At 69.1% G+C, this 19,311-nt stretch carries 22 protein-coding genes; 9 read left to right on the top strand and 13 right to left on the bottom strand.

Going from position 1 to position 19,311, the window contains the following annotated elements; genetic code table 11:
• Positions 1 to 408 precede the first annotated feature (408 nt).
• The 3 genes from LC068_RS09040 to LC068_RS09050 all read left to right on the top strand — a co-directional run bounded on the left by LC068_RS09040 (position 409) and on the right by LC068_RS09050 (position 2,685).
• On the top strand, positions 409 to 1,080 hold the full coding sequence (locus LC068_RS09040; RefSeq protein WP_226636475.1) for a hypothetical protein: 672 nt from the start codon (positions 409 to 411) through the stop codon (positions 1,078 to 1,080).
• Between the two features lie 646 nt (positions 1,081 to 1,726).
• Complete coding sequence (locus LC068_RS09045) at positions 1,727 to 2,311, top strand: RNA polymerase sigma factor (protein ID WP_226636478.1); 585 nt, start codon at positions 1,727 to 1,729, stop codon at positions 2,309 to 2,311.
• Positions 2,308 to 2,685: a DUF6768 family protein gene (locus tag LC068_RS09050; RefSeq protein WP_226636480.1), complete on the top strand. Its 378-nt coding sequence runs from the start codon at positions 2,308 to 2,310 to the stop codon at positions 2,683 to 2,685. Before LC068_RS09045 ends, LC068_RS09050 begins: the two co-directional genes overlap by 4 nt.
• Before the next feature lie 3 nt (positions 2,686 to 2,688).
• Here the strand turns inward: LC068_RS09050 and LC068_RS09055 are convergent, their stop codons facing one another.
• Positions 2,689 to 3,327 carry an SCO family protein gene (locus LC068_RS09055; protein WP_226636483.1) on the bottom strand — a complete coding sequence of 213 codons (639 nt, stop codon included), beginning with the start codon at positions 3,325 to 3,327 and terminating at the stop codon, positions 2,689 to 2,691.
• A gap of 83 nt (positions 3,328 to 3,410) precedes the next feature.
• Between LC068_RS09055 and LC068_RS09060 the strand changes: the two genes are divergently transcribed.
• Together LC068_RS09060 and LC068_RS09065 are read left to right on the top strand one after the other, a co-directional pair.
• A complete protein-coding gene (locus tag LC068_RS09060) occupies positions 3,411 to 4,952 on the top strand; it encodes an ActS/PrrB/RegB family redox-sensitive histidine kinase (RefSeq protein WP_226636486.1) in 1,542 nt (513 codons plus the stop codon).
• Positions 4,953 to 4,971: 19 nt separating this feature from the next.
• The gene (locus tag LC068_RS09065; protein WP_209120731.1) at positions 4,972 to 5,526 is read left to right on the top strand and encodes an ActR/PrrA/RegA family redox response regulator transcription factor; all 555 of its coding nucleotides are present in this window, start codon (positions 4,972 to 4,974) and stop codon (positions 5,524 to 5,526) included.
• Between the two features lie 3 nt (positions 5,527 to 5,529).
• Here LC068_RS09065 and mmcB read toward each other — a convergent pair whose 3' ends face one another.
• The 4 genes from mmcB to thpR all read right to left on the bottom strand — a co-directional run bounded on the left by mmcB (position 5,530) and on the right by thpR (position 7,726).
• Positions 5,530 to 5,985 carry a DNA repair putative endonuclease MmcB gene (mmcB, locus tag LC068_RS09070; RefSeq protein WP_404825211.1) on the bottom strand — a complete coding sequence of 152 codons (456 nt, stop codon included), beginning with the start codon at positions 5,983 to 5,985 and terminating at the stop codon, positions 5,530 to 5,532.
• 44 nt (positions 5,986 to 6,029) lie between these two features.
• Positions 6,030 to 6,560 (bottom strand): lipocalin family protein, encoded by a 531-nt coding sequence (locus LC068_RS09075; RefSeq protein WP_226636488.1) that lies wholly within the window; start codon positions 6,558 to 6,560, stop codon positions 6,030 to 6,032.
• A 63-nt stretch (positions 6,561 to 6,623) separates the two neighbouring features.
• Positions 6,624 to 7,190, bottom strand: coding sequence for a GNAT family N-acetyltransferase (locus LC068_RS09080; protein WP_226636491.1), 567 nt, complete (start codon positions 7,188 to 7,190; stop codon positions 6,624 to 6,626).
• Positions 7,187 to 7,726: an RNA 2',3'-cyclic phosphodiesterase gene (gene thpR / locus LC068_RS09085; protein WP_226636494.1), complete on the bottom strand. Its 540-nt coding sequence runs from the start codon at positions 7,724 to 7,726 to the stop codon at positions 7,187 to 7,189. The genes LC068_RS09080 and thpR overlap by 4 nt, the downstream gene beginning before the upstream one ends.
• A 128-nt stretch (positions 7,727 to 7,854) precedes the next feature.
• On the opposite strand from thpR, the gene LC068_RS09090 reads away from it, so the two are divergent.
• Positions 7,855 to 8,598: a Bax inhibitor-1/YccA family protein gene (locus LC068_RS09090; RefSeq protein ID WP_226636497.1), complete on the top strand. Its 744-nt coding sequence runs from the start codon at positions 7,855 to 7,857 to the stop codon at positions 8,596 to 8,598.
• Between the two features lie 78 nt (positions 8,599 to 8,676).
• Here LC068_RS09090 and LC068_RS09095 read toward each other — a convergent pair whose 3' ends face one another.
• From LC068_RS09095 to LC068_RS09110, 4 genes are all read right to left on the bottom strand, one after another.
• Positions 8,677 to 9,021 (bottom strand): DUF2794 domain-containing protein, encoded by a 345-nt coding sequence (locus LC068_RS09095; RefSeq protein ID WP_226636499.1) that lies wholly within the window; start codon positions 9,019 to 9,021, stop codon positions 8,677 to 8,679.
• A 436-nt stretch (positions 9,022 to 9,457) separates the two neighbouring features.
• Positions 9,458 to 10,801 carry a trypsin-like peptidase domain-containing protein gene (locus LC068_RS09100; RefSeq protein ID WP_226636501.1) on the bottom strand — a complete coding sequence of 448 codons (1,344 nt, stop codon included), beginning with the start codon at positions 10,799 to 10,801 and terminating at the stop codon, positions 9,458 to 9,460.
• Between the two features lie 31 nt (positions 10,802 to 10,832).
• Entirely contained in the window at positions 10,833 to 12,281 is a 1,449-nt protein-coding gene (locus LC068_RS13860) for a sensor histidine kinase (protein ID WP_226636504.1), read from the bottom strand.
• A gap of 7 nt (positions 12,282 to 12,288) precedes the next feature.
• Positions 12,289 to 13,098: a response regulator transcription factor gene (locus LC068_RS09110; protein ID WP_226636506.1), complete on the bottom strand. Its 810-nt coding sequence runs from the start codon at positions 13,096 to 13,098 to the stop codon at positions 12,289 to 12,291.
• Positions 13,099 to 13,246: 148 nt separating this feature from the next.
• Between LC068_RS09110 and LC068_RS09115 the strand changes: the two genes are divergently transcribed.
• Entirely contained in the window at positions 13,247 to 14,050 is an 804-nt protein-coding gene (locus LC068_RS09115; protein ID WP_226636508.1) for a DUF3313 family protein, read from the top strand.
• Here LC068_RS09115 and LC068_RS09120 read toward each other — a convergent pair.
• Positions 14,047 to 15,234, bottom strand: a complete 1,188-nt coding sequence (locus LC068_RS09120; protein ID WP_226636510.1) for an acyl-CoA dehydrogenase — start codon at positions 15,232 to 15,234, stop codon at positions 14,047 to 14,049. The two genes, LC068_RS09115 and LC068_RS09120, sit on opposite strands and share 4 nt — an antisense overlap.
• A 127-nt stretch (positions 15,235 to 15,361) precedes the next feature.
• On the opposite strand from LC068_RS09120, the gene LC068_RS09125 reads away from it, so the two are divergent.
• Both LC068_RS09125 and LC068_RS09130 read left to right on the top strand, forming a co-directional pair.
• On the top strand, positions 15,362 to 15,628 hold the full coding sequence (locus LC068_RS09125) for a DUF6356 family protein (protein ID WP_226636512.1): 267 nt from the start codon (positions 15,362 to 15,364) through the stop codon (positions 15,626 to 15,628).
• 74 nt (positions 15,629 to 15,702) lie between these two features.
• A complete protein-coding gene (locus tag LC068_RS09130; RefSeq protein ID WP_226636513.1) occupies positions 15,703 to 16,932 on the top strand; it encodes a CaiB/BaiF CoA transferase family protein in 1,230 nt (409 codons plus the stop codon).
• Here LC068_RS09130 and LC068_RS09135 read toward each other — a convergent pair.
• From LC068_RS09135 to odhB, 3 genes are read right to left on the bottom strand one after another with little or no spacing between them, the layout of a single operon-like run.
• Positions 16,929 to 17,372, bottom strand: coding sequence for a putative signal transducing protein (locus LC068_RS09135; RefSeq protein WP_226636514.1), 444 nt, complete (start codon positions 17,370 to 17,372; stop codon positions 16,929 to 16,931). The genes LC068_RS09130 and LC068_RS09135 overlap by 4 nt on opposite strands.
• 15 nt (positions 17,373 to 17,387) lie before the next feature.
• On the bottom strand, positions 17,388 to 17,747 hold the full coding sequence (locus LC068_RS09140) for a hypothetical protein (RefSeq protein ID WP_226636515.1): 360 nt from the start codon (positions 17,745 to 17,747) through the stop codon (positions 17,388 to 17,390).
• A gap of 42 nt (positions 17,748 to 17,789) precedes the next feature.
• Positions 17,790 to 19,298 carry a 2-oxoglutarate dehydrogenase complex dihydrolipoyllysine-residue succinyltransferase gene (odhB, locus tag LC068_RS09145; RefSeq protein ID WP_226636516.1) on the bottom strand — a complete coding sequence of 503 codons (1,509 nt, stop codon included), beginning with the start codon at positions 19,296 to 19,298 and terminating at the stop codon, positions 17,790 to 17,792.
• Positions 19,299 to 19,311 lie beyond the last annotated feature (13 nt).

Genomic DNA, 19,311 nt, shown 5'->3' on the forward strand with positions numbered 1-19,311 from the left:
CGGGCTGAACCTGCATTCAGTCCCGGAACGGCCGAGTATCCCCCTCGACCCTTGCCCCGATCCCGCACCCGGAGGCGGAGATCGAGGGTGCTCGGACCCGGAGGTCCGACCCCGCTCCATCGCTCCCGTCACTCAAAAGGTCGCAGGCCTTACGAGCCCTCCGTGCGACGGGACGGGGGAAGGTTTGCACAGACCCGGGCTGAGGCGGGAAGAACGGTGCGGGAAAGGGTGGGGGTGTTGAAACGATGGGGGAATTCGGGGGCGGTTGTGATGGCTGGGGGGTTTGGGTCAGCAGACGGCTTCTCGTCCGGGTAGGACGCGCAGTTTGTGGGACGTGTTTTCGACTTTAAGCAATCGCGCTCAAATTCTTCGATAGTGCCAGATGATTCAGGCTTAGGCTCCTGCGCCATGACAAAACCCAACGAGAATGGGCCGCCACAGGCGGCGTTCGACTTCGATGCGCGTTTCATGCGCAAAGGCAAACGCAGCGCAATCGTGCTGCTGCCCCCAGACTACCTCGCACCAATCGGACTAATTATCGCTCATTGGGGGCAATTCGAGCGGCTATTTGCCGTTGCCATCGACGCAATGTTGCGCGCGGAAGCAGCCGACGGGATAGCCCGCGATTGGGTCAGGGACTCAAAGCGGACCAGCTTTAAGACCCGGTGCCGACTGCTGAAGGACCTCTGTCGAGAGTGGCTGGCCATCAAACGTCCAGAGCAGGCCAAGGCTCTAATGGGCATCATTGATCGGGCCAGTAGCCTCGCAAGCAAACGGAACCTGATCGCCCACGGCTCATATGCCTACGCAATTGAGCCGCACTCTAGCACGGTTACAAACTGCCGCGCGGTGGATCACGATACAGGAAAGGAAATGGCGTTCGACGAAACGGTATTAAAGAAATTGTACCATGACATTGCACACGAAACCGCCGAGCTTTGGTTCACTCTTAGGTCGTTCTGCACCATCGATGGTCAGCTTTGGACATTCGAAGACGCAGAGATTTTAAGAATATATCGAGAGACCGATCATCCATGGAACCCCAATCCCAATAGGCAGAAACTCACGCCTCAATCTTAGCGGCGACCACTTCTAAAGCACCGGGCGATCCCAGCAGATCTTTGATCGAGGCATGCCCATTCTCAGATACCGCACCCCCACAGGTAAGTTCAGATACGGGCACCGGCCTCCGCCGCGGGCGGCACCGATCCCTGGGTCGAGCCCGAGGATGACGAGTCATCGCCTTCCGGTCCCTTCTCCCGGTGGGAGAAGGTGGCGCGTGAGCGCCGGATGAGGGTCGGCGGGGTCATTCGGCGACAGCCGTGGCAGGGCCGGTACGACGGCTCACGCCGAAGGCATTGGAGAGCCCCTCACCCCCGACCCCCTCTCCCACGGGAGAGGGGAGATACGCCTAACGGTTCACGTCGCGGGCGGCACCGATCCTCGGGTCGAGCCCGAGGATGACGGGGGCTGCTGTCTCCTCCCTATCGGAGATGGGGAGGTGGCGCGGCGCCTCTTGCGCCGTGACGGAGGGGCTCTTGGGGGCGGGCCTGCGGTGAAGAACCCCTCCACCCTGCTTCGCCAAGGCTTCAGGCTCCGCGCTGCCCTTCGGGTCGCAGGGTCCCCCTCCCCATCGTGACGGGGAGGAGACAGAATGCGGCGACCGATTGAACCGGATCGGGCGTTCGCGGCACCTTGTTCCCGAGAGTGCGGAGGGTCTGTTTCGATGTCGCCGATCCCGAGGGACAAGGCCCGCCTGCTGGACGCCTACCTGGTGGCGGCGGCGCGGGCGGGGGACGTGGCGGCGCGGGCGCGGCTGGTCGCGCGGTGGCAGCCGAAATTGCTGGGTCATGCCTGGCGGCTGACCGGCGATGCCGAGATGGCGCGCGAGGCGGTGCAGGACGGCTGGATCGAGATCCTGCGTGGGCTGGGGGGCTTGCGCGACGAGCTGGCCTTTCCGGCCTGGGCCTTGCGGATCGTGACGCGCCGGGCCCGGCGACTGGGCGGGCGGCGGGGTCTGGACCGGGCGCGGCAGGCGCCGCTGGACGACGATCTGGCGGACGCTGCGGCCGGGGGTGAGGGCGAGAGCGGAGGCGGGGCCGATGTGCTGGCCCGGCGGACGCTGCAGCGGGGCATTGAGGCCCTGCCGCCCGACCAGAGGGCCGCGCTGGCGCTGGTCTATCTGCACGGGCTGAGCGTGGCCGAGGCGGCCCTGGCCCTCGAGACGCCGGAAGGCACGATCAAGACGCGCCTGATGCATGCGCGGCGCAAGCTGCGTGATCACCTGATTGACCAAGGAGTGAGCCCATGACCGACGATATCGACACCCTGATCGCCCGCACGCTGAGGGAAGAGGACCGCGCCCTGCTGGAGCGGGCCGGGGCCGAGCCGGGCTATTTCCGGCAGATCGGGGAGACCTTTACCGGGCCGACCGGCTGGATGAATGTCGTGCTGCTGGTCACCCAGACGCTGCTGTTCATCGCCGGGGTCTGGGCCGCGTGGCGGTTCTTTCAGGCCGGGGAGGCGCTGGAGGCGCTGCGCTGGGGCCTGCCGGCGGCGGTGCTGATCCTGTCGTCGCTGATGCTCAAGCTGTCGATCTGGCCGGCCATCCATGCCAACCGGACGATCCACGCCCTGCGGCGACTGGAACTGCAGCTGGCGCTGCGCGGGCAGGCGCGGCCCTGAGCCCTAGCCCCGGGCCATCACGCGGCGGACGATGTCGGCGGCGGTCTCGGGGCCAAGTTCGTAGTTGAGGGTCTGGCGGGCCTTGCCGTCCGGGCCCATCAACCAGATGGCGAGCGAGTGGTTCATCGTATAGGCCTCGCCCGTGCCCGAGCGGCTGTAGAAGACGTCATAGGCGTCGGCGGCGGCGGCGACCTGTTCCGGGGTGCCGGTCAGGCCGATGACCCCTTCGGGAAAGCCGTCGGACGACAGATAGTCCTTCATCACCTGCGGCGTGTCGCGCCCGGGGTCGACCGAGATGAAGATCATCTGCAGGTCCTCGCCCTGGGGCCCCAGTTCGGTCTTGAGCGCCTGAAGGAAGGCCAGGGTGGTCGGGCAGTAGTCGGGGCAATACGTAAAGCCGAAGAAGACCAGGCTCCATTTTCCGTCCAGCAGGGTCTGGTCGACCGTCTCGCCGTCCTGGTTGACCAGGGTGAAGGGGCCGCCGGCGGTCGGCTGGCCCTCGACGCCGGCCTCGCGCGCCTGACCGGCGGTGCCGGCGTTCGTATCGCCCCGCCCCTGCACCACGATCAGGGTGACGAGCGCCAGAGCCGCGGCAATGCCCAGACAGGCGGCGGCCAGAACGACGGTGGTCTTGCGCGGCATGGGGCCTCCGGAACAGGTGCGGCGAACGATTGCGGCGACGCGGCGTCTCGCCCCGCGTGTCGGCCCGGGTCTATAGAGGGGATGTGGAAACGATAGAAGCCGATAAAGGGCCGCAGGGGCCGGGGCTGAAGGGGTGGCGGAACCTGCCCCGGCGCAGTCGCGGCCTGTCGCTCAGGACGCTGATCATCCTGCGCTGGCTGGCGATCACGGGCCAGAGCGCGACCATTGCGGTGGCCACCCTGGGCTTTCACTTCGACCTGCCGCTGCTGGCCTGTCTGACGGTGATCGCGGCCAGCGTGGCCATGAACCTGCAGGCGACGCGACGGCTGAAGCGGCCCGATCCGCCGGTGGCCGACGGGGGGCTGACGGCGGCGCATCTGGGGTTCGACATCCTGCAGCTGACCTTGCTGCTGGGGCTGACGGGGGGGCTGCAGAACCCCTTCTGCCTGCTGCTGGTGGCGCCGGTGACGGTGGCGGCGGCGTCGCTGCCGGCGCGGCAGGCGATCGTGCTGGGGCTGATGGTGCTGCTGGCGACGGTCGGGCTGTTCTTCTGGGCCCTGCCCCTGCCGTGGCAGGCGGGGACCGAGCTGAACCTGCCGGCGCTGTACCGGTTCGGGATCGGCCTGGCGCTGGTGACCGGGGTGGTGTTCACGGCGGCCTATGCCTGGCGGGTCGCGGCCGATGCCGAGAAGCTGGAGCTGGCGCTGGCGACCACCCAGGACGTCTTGCAGCGCGAGCAGAGGCTGGCGGCGCTGGGCGGGCTGGCGGCGGCGGCCGCGCATGAGCTGGGCACGCCTCTGGCGACCATCCAGATCGTGGCCAAGGAGCTGAAGCGCGCCTTTCCCGCCGATGCGGCGGCGGCCGAGGATGCGGCCCTGATCCTGGAACAGGCCGAGCGGTGCCGGCTGATCCTGAAGCGGCTGTCGCAGCGGCCCGAGGACGGCGATGCCCTGTATGACGACGTGGACCTCAAGGCCCTGCTGGAAGAGGTGGCGGCCCCGCACAAGGGCTTCGACCTGGATTTCCGCATCGTCGTGCGGGTGGCCGACGGCAGCCCGCCGCCGCGCATCAAGCGCATGCCCGAGGTGATCCACGGCCTGTCGACCCTGGTCGAGAACGCCGCCGACTTTGCCACGCGCGAGGTGCGGCTGACGGCGGCGGTCGATGCGGGCTGGATCGAGATCGAGATCGCCGACGACGGGCCGGGCTTTTCGCCCGATATCTTGCCCCGGCTGGGCGAGCCCTATGTGACCTCGCGTCCGCAGGGCAAGGCGCGGCGGGCCCTGGCCGCCCAGATCGCCGCCGCCGCCATGCCGAAGGGCGCCCGCAAGCCGCGCCGGGGCCGTGCCGCGCCTGAACCCGAGCCGACGACCGAAGACCTGATCGCGCCCAGCCAGGGCGGCATGGGCCTGGGCTTCTTCATCGCCCGCACCCTGCTGGAGCGATCCGGCGGGCGGGTGTCGGTCGGCACCGGGGCGGGGCCGAAGGGCAAGCCGCGCGGCGCCCGGGTCGCCATCCGCTGGTCCCGTCAGGCGCTGGAGCCGATGCGGGCGGGCGGGCCCGATGCCGAAGTGTCGCAGGGCGGCGGTGAAACCTTGACCGCACCCGGTTCCGTAACGACGTGATGGACGTTGGAGACAGATCATGACGGATACCGACCCTCGCATCACCCGGCTGGATGACCGGTCGCTGCTGGTTCTGGACGATGACAATGCGCTGAGGACCCGGCTGGGTCGCGCGCTGGAGGCCCGTGGCTTCGAGGTCGCGACCGCCGCCTCGATCGCCGAGGCCCAGACCGCCATCGCCGCCCGCACCCCCGCCTTCGCCGTGCTGGACATGCGGCTGGAGGACGGCAACGGCCTGAAGATCGTCGAGGCGATCCGCGAGCGGCGCGAGGATGCCCGCATCATCATGCTGACCGGCTATGGCGCCATCGCCACGGCGGTGGCGGCGGTCAAGGCCGGCGCGGTCGACTATCTGCAGAAGCCCGCCGATGCTGACGATGTGGTCAAGGCCCTGCTGGCTACCGGCGACGCACCCGAGCCGCCCGACAATCCGATGAGCGCCGACCGGGTGCGCTGGGAGCATATCCAGCGCGTCTATGAACTGTGCGACCACAATGTCTCGGAGACGGCGCGGCGGCTGGGCATGCACCGGCGGACCCTGCAGCGCATCCTGGCCAAGCGGGCCCCGCGCTAGCCCTCAGAAGGGCCGGCGAAAGGCCGCCAGTCGGCCAAAGGCGATGGTCAGGGCCTTGCGGCGCGCGGGCGCCAGCGGCCGGGGACCGGAATCGCGCAGGATGGCCCCGCCGAAGTCGTCGGCGACGATCAGCCCCACCTCGTCCGGCAGGATGTGGTGCGGAAAGCCGGTCGAGACCGCGAAATAGAACCGGTCACAGAAGGGGGCGTAGTCGCCCCATTTGCGGTCGCAGCGATAGTCCTCGGCGCTCGACTTGACCTCGCAGATGACGATCTCGCCGCGCGGCCCCAGCGCCATGACGTCGGCGCGCCGACCGTTGGGCAGGGCCACCTCGGTCAGCGGAGCATGGCCCAGATCGACCATCAGCCGCGCCACCCCGCGCGTCACCCGGCGGGTAGTCTCGGGGCGGGGGCCTTCGACCGGCGACAGGCTGAGCGTGAGGAGCGGCGTGGCAGACACGCCACCACTATGTTCCACCTATGTTCCGCATTCAAGCGCGGCAGTTAGCGGCCCGTGTGGACCGTGCGGCTGGTGTTGAAGCCCAGCTGGCCGGCGCGGGCGACCAAGCGGCTGCGCTCGGCAGCCGAGGGACTGGCGCTGCGGTGCCAGATCCACCAGTTCGACTTGTCCGGCAGCCCCATGATGGCCCAGCTGTAGTCGGGGGCGTGGTCCCAGACCCAGTAGTTCTGGCCGGCCAGTCCGCCGAAGCTGAGCAGGCCGGTCAGGGTGAAGCGGAATTTGGCGTTGGTGGCCGTGTCGGTCACGCGGGCGTTGGCGCGCAGGGTTTCGACCTCGCCGTCCGCGCGGCGGGTGCAGGTGACCGTCAGGCCATAGCGCCCGGCGCGTGACTGGGGCGTGAAGTCGATCTGGGCGCGGCTGCAGTCCTTCTGGACGTTGTTCGGATTGCGGACGACCTCGAACCAGCGGCCGTCGAAGCGGTCGAGGTCGACATTGGTCGCCTGGGCGAAGGCGGGGGTGGTGAATGCCAGGGCGGCAACCGCGACCGGGGCGGCGAGCATGCGCGACAGGGACATGGATCTTTCCTTCAGCGGCTGAACCGTCCCGGCAGTTACGCGCCGAGGGACCGTTCGGTTGCCTCAGGACCGGCTGCGCGCCGCCCAGTCGGCCCGGGTCTGGCCCCACAGATCGACGCGGATCTCCTCGAACGGGGCCGGCAGCCGGGTCGGGCCGCGGTTCACCGACCCCAGCCGTTCGGCCAGCACCTGCGACGGGCGGTTGTCGGGATCGATGGAATGGACCACCTCGTCCCAACCGAGAATGTCAAAGGCATAGTCGATGCTCGCGACCGCCGCCTCCATGGCATAGCCCTTGCCCTGGGCGTCGGGATGCAGGCCCCAGCCGACCTCCGGCCCTGGCCAGCCCTCGGGCTGCCACGGGCCGATGCGGCCCAGCCACTGGCCGGTGTCGCGATCCAGCACCGAGAACATCGACACCCCGGTAAGCGCCCAGGCGCCGGCCATGGTCATCAGGCCGCGCCAGACGGTGGCGCGCGGCTGGACCCCGCCGATGAAGCGGGCGGCCTCGGGGTCGGCCATCAGTTCGGCCCAGCGGGGGAAGTCCGACATGGACGTGGGACGCAGGATCAGGCGTTCGGTCTCGATCCACGGGCCGGGGGCGACGTCGGCGGTGTCGGCAAGGGTCATAGGGGATACTCCTGTTCGAGCCGGTAGGTGCCGCCGTGGGGACCGGTGACGCTGGAATAGAGGCCGAAGTGGTCCAGCCGGAAGGGCGGGGATTGCAGAAGGTTGTGGCCCTGGACCCAGGCGCCCACCCGGTCGGGCCGGGCGTCGCCCTTGAGATAGGCCAGGGTGACGTGGGGGTGATAGGCGCGGCGCGGCGGATTGAGCCCCGCCCGGCGACCCGCAGCCTCGCATCGGGCGGCCAGCTGATGAAGGGCGTCATTCTGGGCCACCCCGGCCCAGACGGCATGGGCGCGGTGGCCGTCGCCGAAGGCCCCGACGCCGGACAGGGACAGGGTCAGCGGCCCCCGCCCGCCTGCACGGGACAGCTCGCCGTCCAGATCGTCGGCCTGTTGCCGGGTGACCTCGCCGTAGAAGCTGAGGGTGATGTGGAGCGCCTCCACCGGGCGCCAGGCGGCACCGGGCAGGCCCGTCTGACGCCGGGTCAGGGTTTCGGCGATGTCGGGCGGCAGGGCCAAGGCGGTGAACAGGCGCAACATGCGACCCTTGGTAGCGGGCCGGATGCGGCCCTCCAAGCCCGGTTTCCCTTGCGTGGAGGGCATGCGCTGACGATATTCAGTCCCAAGGCGGCGATCAGCCGCAGACCATCAGCGGGAGAGACGCGCGAATGAATGAATTCCGGAATCCGGCACGCCCCCTGCCGCAATCCGCCGACATGGCGGTGGACGCAGGCCTGCGTGCCTTCATGCTCGGGGTCTATAACAAGCTCGCCCTCGGGCTCGTGGTGGCCGGGGTGCTGGCCTATGTGACCGGCAACGTCCCGGCTGTCGGGCAGTATCTGTTCGGTGTCGGTCCCGACGGCCGCGTCGGCCTGACCCTGCTGGGCATGATCGTCCAGTTCTCGCCGCTGGTGCTGCTGTTCGGCTCGATGTTCTTCATGAAGAACCCGACGGCGGGCGGGGTGAACCTGCTGTACTGGGCCGTGGTCTCGACCATCGGCGCGGGCATGGGCGTGCTGTTCTTCATCTACACCGACAGCTCCATCGCCTCGACCTTCTTCGTTACGGCCGCCGCCTTCGGTGCGCTGAGCCTGTTCGGCTATACGACCAAGAAGGACCTGTCGGGTCTGGGCACCTTCCTGATCATGGGCGTCATCGGTCTGGTGATCGCCATGGTGGTCAACATGTTCTTGGGCAACGGCATGCTGTCGCTGATCATCAGCGTGGCCGGCGTGCTGATCTTCTCGGGTCTGATCGCCTATGACACCCAGCGCCTGAAGATGACCTACTATGCGCTGGGCGGGAACCAGGCGGCGATGGGCGTGGCCACGGGCTTTGGCGCGCTGAGCCTGTTTATCAACTTCGTGAACCTGTTCCAGTTCCTGCTGGCCCTGATGGGCGGCCGCGAATAGGGGGCCCCCCACGGACACCCGAAATCAAGGGCCCCGGTGGAAACGCCGGGGCCTTTTCATTGGTCCGTTTCCTGGGGGTCAGTCGATCACCTGGAAGCGCCGGGCGTCGAAGACGCGCAGCACCTGGGCCAGGTCGCGGCCACGCTTGAGCACCTGCCCGCCCTGACCGATGACGGCCCACTGGCCCTGGCGGGTCTGGAGCGCCGGACGCTTCTCGATCCGGTAGAGCGGGGCGTCGCCCGAGCGGGCATAGACGGCGAACTCGGCCACATCGGCCCCGCCCGTCATGCTGTAGTCGCGCCAGTCCCCGGCCGCGACCAGCCGACCATAGACCCGGAGCAGCTGGTCCAGCTCGCGACGCTCGAAGAAGACGGGACCGCGCCCCGCCGGGGCCGTCGAAGGATCGTGGGAGGCGCCGCTCATACCCTGAAACCTAGTATGCGATCCGCGAAAGGCCAGAGGCCGCTCCGAAGGGCGCACAGCGCCGACGCGACCCGAAAACCATGACTATCGGAAAAAATGCAGGGGCCACGAAAACGCCCCCATTTGGTCCTTCGCGCGCCCCCTTGCAGAGAGACAAGGACACATCGGCCCGCTGGAGCCCGGAGCGATCCTGGATCCTGAACAGCCCCCCCAGCCCCCCGGGTTCCTCCCCCCAAGGGTTTCAGTGGGCCGACGCTTCCTCCAAGCGAGCATCGCCCGTTCCGGCCATCCCCCCCTCCCCCCCGGCCGGAGCGGGCGTTTGCGTTGGCGGGGACCGGGCAACCGGTCCCCGTCAGCCTCCTCTCCCAGAGCAAGGCAAGGCACGCCGCCCGGGCCGCATCCGGCCCGGCGCACACGCGCATCAGGCTAGCTGCGGTCAGGGATTGAGCGTCAGGGTCACGGTTTCGGACCCGCGCGACACCACCAGACGGATCGCCCGACCGTTCGAGTCGAGCGCGCTGGACAGCCCCTGCAGGCTGGAGACGTTCCGGCCATTGACCGACACGACCAGATCGCCGGCCACCAGACCGGCCGCGGCGGCCGGGGTGCCGCCCTCGACCGCCTCGACCACAATGCGATGATCCTGACCGCCGCGCTCGCCGCTGCGGGCCTCGCGGAAGCCGGCGCCGTGCGCGACCAGGGCATCGCGGCCCAGGGCGATGCGACCGGGCTCGGCCATCTCGACCACGACCGTGGTCTGGCGCTCGAAGCCATCGCGGAGGTAGGCGACGTCCAGCCGGCTGCCGGGAGCCGCCACGCCGACGGTCGCCAGCACGGACCCGGCATTGGCGACCGGGCGCGACTGGATACGGATGATCACATCATCGGGCTGCAGACCCGCCGCCTCGGCCGGAGAGCCGGGCGCGACGTCCCGGACTACGGCGCCGCGCACGATATTCAGACCCAGGTCGCGCGCGGTGGCCGCATTCAGCGAGCTGAGCAGGGCGCCGGTGCCGCCGCGGCGGACCTCGCCCGTCTCGCGGATCTGGCCGACCACATACATCATGATGCGGGTGGGCACGGCGAAGGCGATGCCGTCATTGCCACCGCCGCCGCCCGACAGGATGGAGGTGTTGATCCCGATCAGCCGGCCCCGGCTGTCGAGCAGGGGACCGCCGGAATTGCCCGAATTCACCGCGGCATCCGTCTGGATATAGTCCTCGACCGCATCGCCGAGGCCCGAGCGGTTCAGACCCGAGATGACGCCCATGGTCAGGGTCTGGTCCAGCCCCAGCGGATAGCCGACGGCAAAGGCCAGGTCGCCGGTGCGCAGGGTGTCGGAATCGGCGATCTCGACCTGGGACAGGCCCGTGCCCTGGATGCGCAGGACGGCGATGTCGGTGGCCTTGTCGGTGCCGATCAGCACGGCGTCGAACAGGCGACCGTCAGCGAGGTCGACCGTATACTTCGAGCCGCCCTCGATCACGTGGTTGTTGGTGATGATGATGCCTTCGGCCGCGTCGATGATGACGCCCGAGCCGGTGGCGAAGGGCTGGGCCTCGGTGTCCTCGGAGCGGGGGCCGCGTGACTGGCCGAGGGTGGTGACCTGGACCACCGCAGGCAGGGTACGCTCCAGCCCGGCGGCAAAGGTGAAGACGCCGCGCGCCTCGTCATACGGAAGGGGGCCGGCCTGGGCGTTGGCCATCCCGGCCGGGATCACACCCAGGCTGAGGGCCACCACGGCCGCGGCCGACATCTTCAGCAGGACAGACCGACGCATCGCATTCCCCTTATCCATTCCTGACCGAGTCTTAGCGCGAGAAACGCGCCGTGACGATGGCCCCCGGCGCAGCGTCATCGATTGTCAGGGTTCCGCCGTGGCGCCGCACCACCGCCCGCACGAACGGCAGGCCCATGCCGTGGCTCTCGACCTCGGGCCGGCTGGTCGTGTCGTCGGCATCGACGGCGCCCCGGGCCCGGGCGGGATCCATGCCGGGGCCCTGATCGGCGATGGTGAAGGCGACCCCCGTGTCGATCGGGCGGGTCGACACGGTGACCGTGCCGCCGTCGGGCGAGAACTTGATCGCATTGTCGACCAGATTGGTCAGGGCGCGCTGCAACAGGGAGCGCACGCCCAGCAGGGCGGCCGGCTCGACGTCGGCCACCAGCCGGATGTCGCGGGCCTCGGCGAGCGGCTCATAGAGCTCGACCGTGGCCCGGACGAGGTCGTCGAGCTGGACCGTCTCGAACACCCAGGCCGAGCCGTCGCGGAGCGCCAGGGTCTCGTTCATGGCGCGGGTCAGCTGGCGCAGGTCGTCGCCGGCCAGCCGGGCAAGGCGGGTGCGCTCACCGGGGGTGTCGGCCTCTTCCAGCCGCTCGAGCCGGGCGGTGGCGCGGGCCAGCGGCGTACGGAAGTCGTGGGCCAGCTGGTCCGAGGAGTCACGCAGCCAGCCCAGCAGCTCCTCCAGCCGGTCGAGGGTGCGGTTGACCCGCAGGCTGAGGGGACGAAGTTCCGGCGCGATGTCATCGACCGGCGGGCGGCGCGAGAAATCGCCCATGGCGGCGCGGTCCAGCGAAGCACTGACCTCGGCCAGCGCCTGCCCCAGCCGCCGACGGGCAAAGACGGCGGCAGTCAGCCCCGAAATCAGGATCAGCAGGCCGCTGAGACCGACGATCAGGGCGGCCCGGCCCCAGGCCTCGCCCGCGCGGTCCACCACCCGCCCGACGATGATGCTGAGCGCGCCCGTCTGGCGCTTGACCACCACCACCTCGACGTCACGGCCCGGGCAGAGGGTGCCCGACGGCAGGCGGACCGCATAGACGTCGTCGCCGAGGCCCGGGAGGCGGCGGGCCTTCGCTTCTTCCAGTTCGGCCAGACCGGCGGGCTTGCCGGTCGGAGCACGGATGAAACGGACCCCGGCCCCGCCGCGGCCGGTGCGGCAGACCTCTTCGAGCGTGGCGTCGTTGCGGTTGGGACCCGACTGGAAGGCCGTCAGCCAGGCCGAAAAATAGGCAGCGTCAGCCTCGGTCACCTGATCGGCGCCGAGGTAGGCCTGGACGCCCAGCTTGTCGACCATGGCGGCATAGTCGGCCAGCGCCGAGAGGGCGGCCTTCTGGCGCTGGTCGGCGCGGACGGCCTGCCCGGTGATGACCACTGAGCCGGACAGGGCCAGCGCCGCCAGCACGGCGACGGCGACCGACAGCTGGGCCGTCGTGCGTCGCGACAGCCAGCCGCGCAGGAGGCCTGTCGGGCCCGTCACCCGGGCCTCAGCCGACGCCGTCGAGGTCCCGGAACACCAGACTCTGGCTCCGGGCCGAGACGATCAGCGGATGCATGGCCTCGGGCACCTCGGGGCACTGGTCCTTGAGCCGGCGGCGCAGGGCGCTGATCCGGGCGTCGATGATGTTGACGAAATTGTCGGGCAGAAAATTCCACTCCACCCAGCATTTGTCCCACAGCATGGTCTTGGTCACCGGCTGGCCGCGCGCGGTCATCAGCTCACAGACAATGGCGAATTCGAGCGGGGACAGGTCGATGGCGCGCTGGCTGCCGTCGGCGGCCCGGATCTGCAGGGTGCGGGCGCCGGGCGACAGGGTGAAGGGGCCATTGGTCACATCGCCGCCGTTCGCCTTCGAGCGGCGGCCCGAGCGGCGCAACTGGGCCGCGATCCGCGCCAGCAGTTCCTCGTCGCCCACGGGCTTGGCCAGATAGTCATCCGCTCCGCCCAGCAAGCCCTCGACCTTCTGCCGCTCGGCGCCGAGCGCGGTCAGCATCAGGGCCGGAGAGTCTGCCGAGGGCCCCGATCCCGCGCGGATGCGCTTTAAGGTCTCCAGCCCGTCCAACCCGGCCGTCAGGCGATCGAGGATCAGCACATCATAGGGGGTGTCGGCCACGGCCTCGATCGCGGCCTCGCCCGACTCGACCCGGTCCACCCGGGCAAAGCCGGCGCGCGTCAGCCGGCTGGCAACATGTTCGGACAGGGCCGGTTCGTCCTCGAGCAACAGGGCGGTCAGGCCGGCGAACTGGTCGCGGAGGGCCGCAAAGGCGTCCGTTTCGTCAGTGATCGGGTCTGTCATCTGGCCTCCCCCACGCCCGGCAAGGATAGAGCGCAGACCGGGATTGGCAACGCTTGCACGACCGGCCGGTGCAACCATGGCCGCAGGGCAACGTATGTAAGGCATGCCGGCGCGCCGGGGCGCTGACGTTTTCTGATGAGGCCTGTCCATGAAGCTCCACCCCATGCTGCCTGTTACGCTCGGTGCCCTGCTGGTTGCGGCCTGCGGCACGCCCGGCGCGGCCCCGTCCGGCCTGCTGAGCAATTATGACGGGCTGGTCGAGCGGGACGACATGGTGCGCGCCTCGGTCCGGCAGCGCCGGGATGACGACCGGGCGGCGACGGTCGAGCGCCTGTTCCTTGAGCCCGCTGTGCTGGCCGACGGCGCTGGCGAGGGGCTGACGGAGGCCGAGATCGCGCTGGTCCTGCGCGAGGTCGACCGGCAGGTCTGCTACGAGCTGAGCGAACGCTTCACCGTGATCCCGGGGCCCGAGGCCGGTGCCGGGCGGGTGCGGGCCGTGGTCAGCCGCATCGGGCCGACGGGGCGTGCGGCGTCGGCGGTGTCGGCGGCCAGCGGCTTCTTCATTCCCGGGCCGATCGGCGTGCGGGTGCCCGGCACCCTGGGCGGGCTGTCGGCCGAGGCCGAACTGCTGGCCGGCAACGACCAGGGCCAGGTGGCGGTCATCCTGTGGTCGCGAAATGCCCAGGCCATCGGCACGGACAACCCGTCGCTGTCGCGGGTCGGCGACGCCGTGCAACTGGCCGAACCGTTCGGCGACGCCGTGGGCGATGCCTTTGCCCCGCCCGAGCGGGAGGTCCGGGCCATCGCCGACCCGGACCCCTGTGCCCGCTTTGGCCCGCGCATCCGGCCCGAGGGCTTTGCCGCGAGGCTGGTCACCGGCCTCTATTCGCCCGAACTGAGCGGGGCGGCGGCCGAAGAGACCGAAGAGTCAGACGGGTCCGAAGAACCCTAGAAGGCGCTCTGGCCGGTGATAGCGCGGCCCAGGATCAGGGCGTGTACGTCGTGGGCCCCCTCATAGGTGTTGACCGTCTCGAGGTTCATGGCGTGGCGCATGACGTGCATTTCGCCGGTGATGCCGGCGCCGCCGTGCATGTCGCGGGCCTCGCGGGCGATGGCCAGCGCCTTGCCGCAGTTGTTGCGCTTCATCATCGAGATGGCCTCGGGCACCCAGGCGCCGGTGTCGAGCAGGCGGCCGAGCGCCAAGGCGCCTTCCAGTCCGAGGAAAATCTCGGTCTGCATGTCGGCCAGCTTCTTCTGGACCAGCTGACGCGAGGACAGGGGCCGACCGAACAGCATGCGCTCGCCCACATAGTCGCGGGTGGCGTGGAAGCAGAACTCCGCAGCCCCCATGGCGCCCCACGCGATCCCGTAGCGCGCCTTGTTCAGGCAGCTGAACGGACCGCGCAGCCCCTTGACGCCCGGCAGCAGATTGGCCTCGGGCACGAAGACGTCATTCAGGCCGATGTCGCCGGTGATGGAGGCGCGCAGCGACAGCTTGTCGCCGATCTTGTCGGTGGTGAAGCCGTCGAAGTCGCGCTCGACGATGAAGCCGCGGATCACGTCATCCAGCTTGGCCCAGACGATGGCCAGATCGCTGATCGGGCTGTTGGTGATCCAGTATTTGGCGCCGTTCAGGCGATAGCCGCCGTCGACCTTGTCCGCCTTCGTCTTCATCGAGGCCGGGTCCGAGCCGCCGTCGGCCTCGGTCAGGCCGAAACAGCCGATCAGCTCACCGGCGGCCATCTTCGGCAGGAATTTCGCCTTCTGCTCGTCGGAGCCGAAGGCATAGATGGGGTACATGGCCAGCGACGACTGGACCGACATGGCCGAGCGATAGCCGCTGTCGACCGCCTCGATCTCGCGGGCGATCAGGCCATAGGCCACGTGGCTGGCGTTCGAGCCGCCGTATTCCTCGGGCAGCATGGCGCCGAGGAAGCCCATCTCGCCCATCTCGGTCATGATCGACCGGTCGAAGGTCTCGTCGGCGAAGGCGCGCACCACGCGCGGCAGCAGCTGGTCGCGCGCATAGGACCGGGCGGCGTCGCGGATCATGCCCTCGTCGTCGGTCAGGCGGCTGTCCATATCCAGCGGGTCATCCCAGCGGAAGGTACGGGTGGGGGTGGCGCCGTCGGCCATGGTGCGCTCCTGAAAGTCTGCGGGCGGGTCTCCGGGCGGACCTCTTGTTCAGCCCCTGCCGCGGGGGTGTAGGACAGAACGTGCCGGACGGGTAGAGGGCCGCGCGGACTGCGGCTATGATCCGCGCATGAGCCGCCTGTTTCACCGTCTGTTCGTCGACCACCCGCGCGAGGTGGACGAGGGGTATTTCGAGCATATGGCCGCCTCGTCGCGGTTCGGCTTCCGCCTGCTGAGGCTGGCCGGTGCGGCCTTCGTGCATTCGGTGGTGCCAGGCCTGTGCAAGACCACGGTCTCGCGCGAGGTCTGTTGCATGGCCGAGGAGATGGACGGCCGGGCCCGCGAGGCGCGCGAGTGCCGCATGCGCGAGGCGGGTGTGTGGGATCCGGGGCTGTAGACAGTGATGAGTGGCGAGTGGCGAGTGGCGAGTGACTTTGGCGCGGGGCGGGCAGCACGCCCGGTCATGGCCCGATGACCGACCCCCAGGCGGAGGACCAGCTCGCCACGCGTCACTCGCCACCCGCCACTCCGAAAGGACCGCTGTCCGGGGTGCGGGTGCTGGACCTGTCGCGCGTTCTGGCCGGACCGTGGGCGACGCAGACCCTGGCTGATCTGGGCGCCGAGGTGATCAAGATCGAGCGGCCGGGGGCGGGCGACGATACCCGCCTGTGGGGACCGCCCTTCACCACAAGGACCGACGGGTCGCGCGGGGATGCCGCCTATTTCCTCTGTGCCAACCGGGGCAAGAAATCCGTGGCGCTGGACATCGCCACGCCCGAGGGGGCCGAGGCGGTCCGCAAACTGGCCATGACCTGCGATGTCGTGGTCGAGAATTTCAAGACCGGCGGGCTGAAGAAGTACGGGCTGGACTGGGCCTCGCTGAAGGCGATCCATCCGAAGCTGGTCTATTGCTCGATCACCGGCTTCGGGCAGGACGGGCCCGACGCCCACCGGGCGGGCTATGACTATATGATCCAGGCCATGGGCGGGCTGATGTCGATCACCGGCCAGCCCGACGGGGCGCCGGGGGCCGAGCCGATGAAGGTCGGGGTGGCGGTCGTGGACCTGTTCACCGGCCTCTACGCCTCCAACGCCATTCTGGCCGCGCTCTGGCATGCCCGGGCGACCGGCGAGGGCCAGCAGATCGACATCGCCCTGTTCGATGTCCAGGCCGCCATGCTGGCCAATCAAGCGACCAATTATTTCGTCTCGGGCACCGCGCCGACGCGCATGGGCAATGCCCACCCAAATCTGGCGCCCTATCAGCCATTTCCGTGTACGGATGGTATGGTCGTCATCGCGGTCGGCAATGACGGACAGTTCCGCGCCCTGTGCTCGGCTCTGGGCGCCCAAGGCATGGGCACCGACCCCCGCTATGCCAGCAATGCCGTGCGGATCGAGCACCGCGCCACCCTGTCGGCCGAACTGTCGGCGATGACAGCCGGGCACACCATGAAGGGGCTGATGGCCGTACTGGAGGCTGCGGGCGTGCCCTGTGGTCCGGTGAATACGGTCGATCAGGTGTTCGAGGAGCCGCAAGCGAAGCACCGGGGGCTGGAGGTCGAACAGGTCCGCGCCGACCTGTCGGAGCCCATCCGCACTGTCGCCAGTCCGATCCGGATGTCGGCCACGCCGGTCGCCTATGATCGGCCCCCGCCCGCGCTGGGGGAACATACGGACGAGGTGCTGGGAGACTTCTAGGGCGGGTCGAGGATCAGCTTTGCCGCGATCCAGATCAGCAGGATGCCGAGGCTGACGGCGCCGGCGCTGATCAACATGCCCTGCCATGCCAGAGGGCGAAAGCGGCGCGGCAGGCTGGTGCCCCAGAAGCCGCCGGTCGCGAACGCGGCCAGAGCCATGACCGTGCCGGTAGCGCGTGTGCCGGTGTCGATCGGCGGAAGGTCGTCTCCGTCCGGCTCGGCGAACTCGCCGGCCCTGGCCCGCTCCAGAAGGTCGCGCGCCTCGGCGATCTCGGACTCGTGGGCCATCAGACGGATGCCCAGCGCGCGCTGCATCAGGGGGTCGACCGTCGTCTGGAAGCGCTCGGTGACGGTGACGCGGATACCATGTGACTCGAGGAAGGCCGCCGCCAGATCGGCCTCATAGACATCAACGAAGCGGGCGATTTCACGAAGGGCCATCTATCCTCCTCGGACCTACAGACCCAGCAGGGAGCGAATAAGGGGGGCGCCAAACAAGGCCCCCACGATCACCATCGGTATCACAATGAACGGCGCCCAGCGGGCCAGCGCAGAGGGCGGCCGATACCTCGGGGCAGACGCAAGGTCTGCCCGAAGTTGCTCGGCGACGACATTGCCGGACCCTTCCAGGCCATAGTCGGGGTATGAACCGGCTTCGAGCCGGCGCAGGAAATCACGGGCCTGCCCAGCGTCGTTGGCTGCCACGAACACCGGCGCCTCGCCCACCGCATACCTGCCGCCCTCGGGAGCCCAGGCAGAAACACCGCAGGTCTCAAGATAGTCCACCACATGGGCGGCCATCCAGGTGTCGCTCATCCAGGCGACCGCGACCCAATCCGAGTCCGGCCGCGCCATGGCTTACAGGTCCAGCAGGAAGCGTTGCGGGTCCTCAAGGTGCTCCTTGATCCGTACAAGGAAGGTCACGGCTTCCTTGCCGTCGACGATGCGGTGATCGTAGCTGAGGGCCAGATACATCATCGGGCGGATCTCGACCTTGCCGTCGATCGCGACCGGGCGCTGGACGATGTTGTGCATGCCGAGGATACCGGCCTGGGGCATGTTCAGGATCGGGGTCGACATCAGCGAGCCATAGACCCCGCCGTTGGTGATGGTGAAGGTGCCGCCCTGGAGCTGGTCCAGCGTCAGGTCACCGTCACGGGCGGCCCGGCCCAGATCGCCGATGCCCTTTTCGATCCCGGCCAGCGACAGGACGTCGGCGTCGCGCAGCACCGGCACGACCAGACCCTTGTCGGTGCCGACGGCCACGCCGATGTCGTAGTGGTTCTTGTAGATGATGTCGGTGCCGTCGATCTCGGCGTTCACGGCGGGCAGTTCCTTGAGCGCCGCGACCGTGGCCTTCACGAAGAAGCTCATGAAGCCCAGCTTGATGCCGTGGTGCTTTTCGAAGGCGTCCTTGTAGCGATTGCGCAGCGCCATGATCGCCGACATGTCCACCTCATTGAAGGTGGTCAGCTGGGCGGCCGTGTTCTGCGATTCCTTGAGACGGCGGGCGATGGTCTGGCGCAGGCGGGTCATCTTGACCCGTTCCTCGCGCGGACCGACCTCGCGCGGCGGGGCCGCCGGCGCGGCCTTGGCCGGAGCGGCGGCGGACGGAGCCGAAGCCTGCGGCTGCGACGCGGCCTTCAGCGCATCGGCCTTGGTGATATTGCCCTTGGGTCCGGTGGCCTGGATGGACTTCGGGTCAAGGTTGTTTTCGGCCACCACGCGCTGGACGGCGGGGGACAGGTGCGGCGCGTCCGAGCCGGAGGCGGCCTTGGCGGGCGCGGCCTCGGCCTTGGGCGCCGCGGCAGCAGCCTCGCCCGAGGCGGCGATCTGGCCGATCACCTGACCGGGGGTGACGGTCGAACCGGCCTCGGCCGAAATGCTCAGGACGCCATCGGCCGGGGCGCTGATTTCCACGGCCACCTTGTCGGTCTCGATCTCGACCAGCAGCTCATCCTTCGACACCCGGTCGCCGGACTTCTTCTGCCAGGTTCCGACCGAACCCTCGGCGACGCTCTCGCCCATGGTCGGCACCTGGACGGGCACCGAGGCTTCTTCCTTGGCGGCGGCCGGAGCGGCGGCAGGCTTGGCCTCGGCCTTGGGGGCAGCCTCACCGGCGGGGGCGGCGGCGCCCTCGGTCACCTTGCCCAGCACGGCGCCGGGGGTGACGGTGTCGCCGGCGTCGAAGGCGATTTCGGCCAGGGTGCCGTCGGCGGGCGAGACCACCTCGAGCGAGACCTTGTCGGTTTCCAGCTCGACCAGCAGCTCATCGCGCTTGACCGGGTCGCCGACCTTTTTCGTCCACTTCGCAATGGTGGCTTCGGCGACGGATTCACCAAGGGCGGGGGTCAGGATATCAGCCATGTCAGTTCCGGTT

It is taken from the genome of Brevundimonas poindexterae (genome assembly GCF_020524625.1).
Classification (GTDB): domain Bacteria; phylum Pseudomonadota; class Alphaproteobacteria; order Caulobacterales; family Caulobacteraceae; genus Brevundimonas; species Brevundimonas poindexterae_A.

Coding starts and splice junctions, on each gene's coding strand:
- LC068_RS09040 (WP_226636475.1), top strand. CDS start 409: ATGACAAAACCCAACGAGAATGGGCCGCCACAGGCGGCGTTCGACTTC.
- LC068_RS09045 (WP_226636478.1), top strand. CDS start 1,727: ATGTCGCCGATCCCGAGGGACAAGGCCCGCCTGCTGGACGCCTACCTG.
- LC068_RS09050 (WP_226636480.1), top strand. CDS start 2,308: ATGACCGACGATATCGACACCCTGATCGCCCGCACGCTGAGGGAAGAG.
- LC068_RS09055 (WP_226636483.1), bottom strand. CDS start 3,327: ATGCCGCGCAAGACCACCGTCGTTCTGGCCGCCGCCTGTCTGGGCATT.
- LC068_RS09065 (WP_209120731.1), top strand. CDS start 4,972: ATGACGGATACCGACCCTCGCATCACCCGGCTGGATGACCGGTCGCTG.
- LC068_RS09075 (WP_226636488.1), bottom strand. CDS start 6,560: ATGTCCCTGTCGCGCATGCTCGCCGCCCCGGTCGCGGTTGCCGCCCTG.
- LC068_RS09080 (WP_226636491.1), bottom strand. CDS start 7,190: ATGACCCTTGCCGACACCGCCGACGTCGCCCCCGGCCCGTGGATCGAG.
- thpR (WP_226636494.1), bottom strand. CDS start 7,726: ATGTTGCGCCTGTTCACCGCCTTGGCCCTGCCGCCCGACATCGCCGAA.
- LC068_RS09090 (WP_226636497.1), top strand. CDS start 7,855: ATGAATGAATTCCGGAATCCGGCACGCCCCCTGCCGCAATCCGCCGAC.
- LC068_RS09095 (WP_226636499.1), bottom strand. CDS start 9,021: ATGAGCGGCGCCTCCCACGATCCTTCGACGGCCCCGGCGGGGCGCGGT.
- LC068_RS09100 (WP_226636501.1), bottom strand. CDS start 10,801: ATGCGTCGGTCTGTCCTGCTGAAGATGTCGGCCGCGGCCGTGGTGGCC.
- LC068_RS09110 (WP_226636506.1), bottom strand. CDS start 13,098: ATGACAGACCCGATCACTGACGAAACGGACGCCTTTGCGGCCCTCCGC.
- LC068_RS09115 (WP_226636508.1), top strand. CDS start 13,247: ATGAAGCTCCACCCCATGCTGCCTGTTACGCTCGGTGCCCTGCTGGTT.
- LC068_RS09120 (WP_226636510.1), bottom strand. CDS start 15,234: ATGGCCGACGGCGCCACCCCCACCCGTACCTTCCGCTGGGATGACCCG.
- LC068_RS09125 (WP_226636512.1), top strand. CDS start 15,362: ATGAGCCGCCTGTTTCACCGTCTGTTCGTCGACCACCCGCGCGAGGTG.
- LC068_RS09130 (WP_226636513.1), top strand. CDS start 15,703: ATGACCGACCCCCAGGCGGAGGACCAGCTCGCCACGCGTCACTCGCCA.
- LC068_RS09135 (WP_226636514.1), bottom strand. CDS start 17,372: ATGGCCCTTCGTGAAATCGCCCGCTTCGTTGATGTCTATGAGGCCGAT.
- LC068_RS09140 (WP_226636515.1), bottom strand. CDS start 17,747: ATGAGCGACACCTGGATGGCCGCCCATGTGGTGGACTATCTTGAGACC.
- odhB (WP_226636516.1), bottom strand. CDS start 19,298: ATGGCTGATATCCTGACCCCCGCCCTTGGTGAATCCGTCGCCGAAGCC.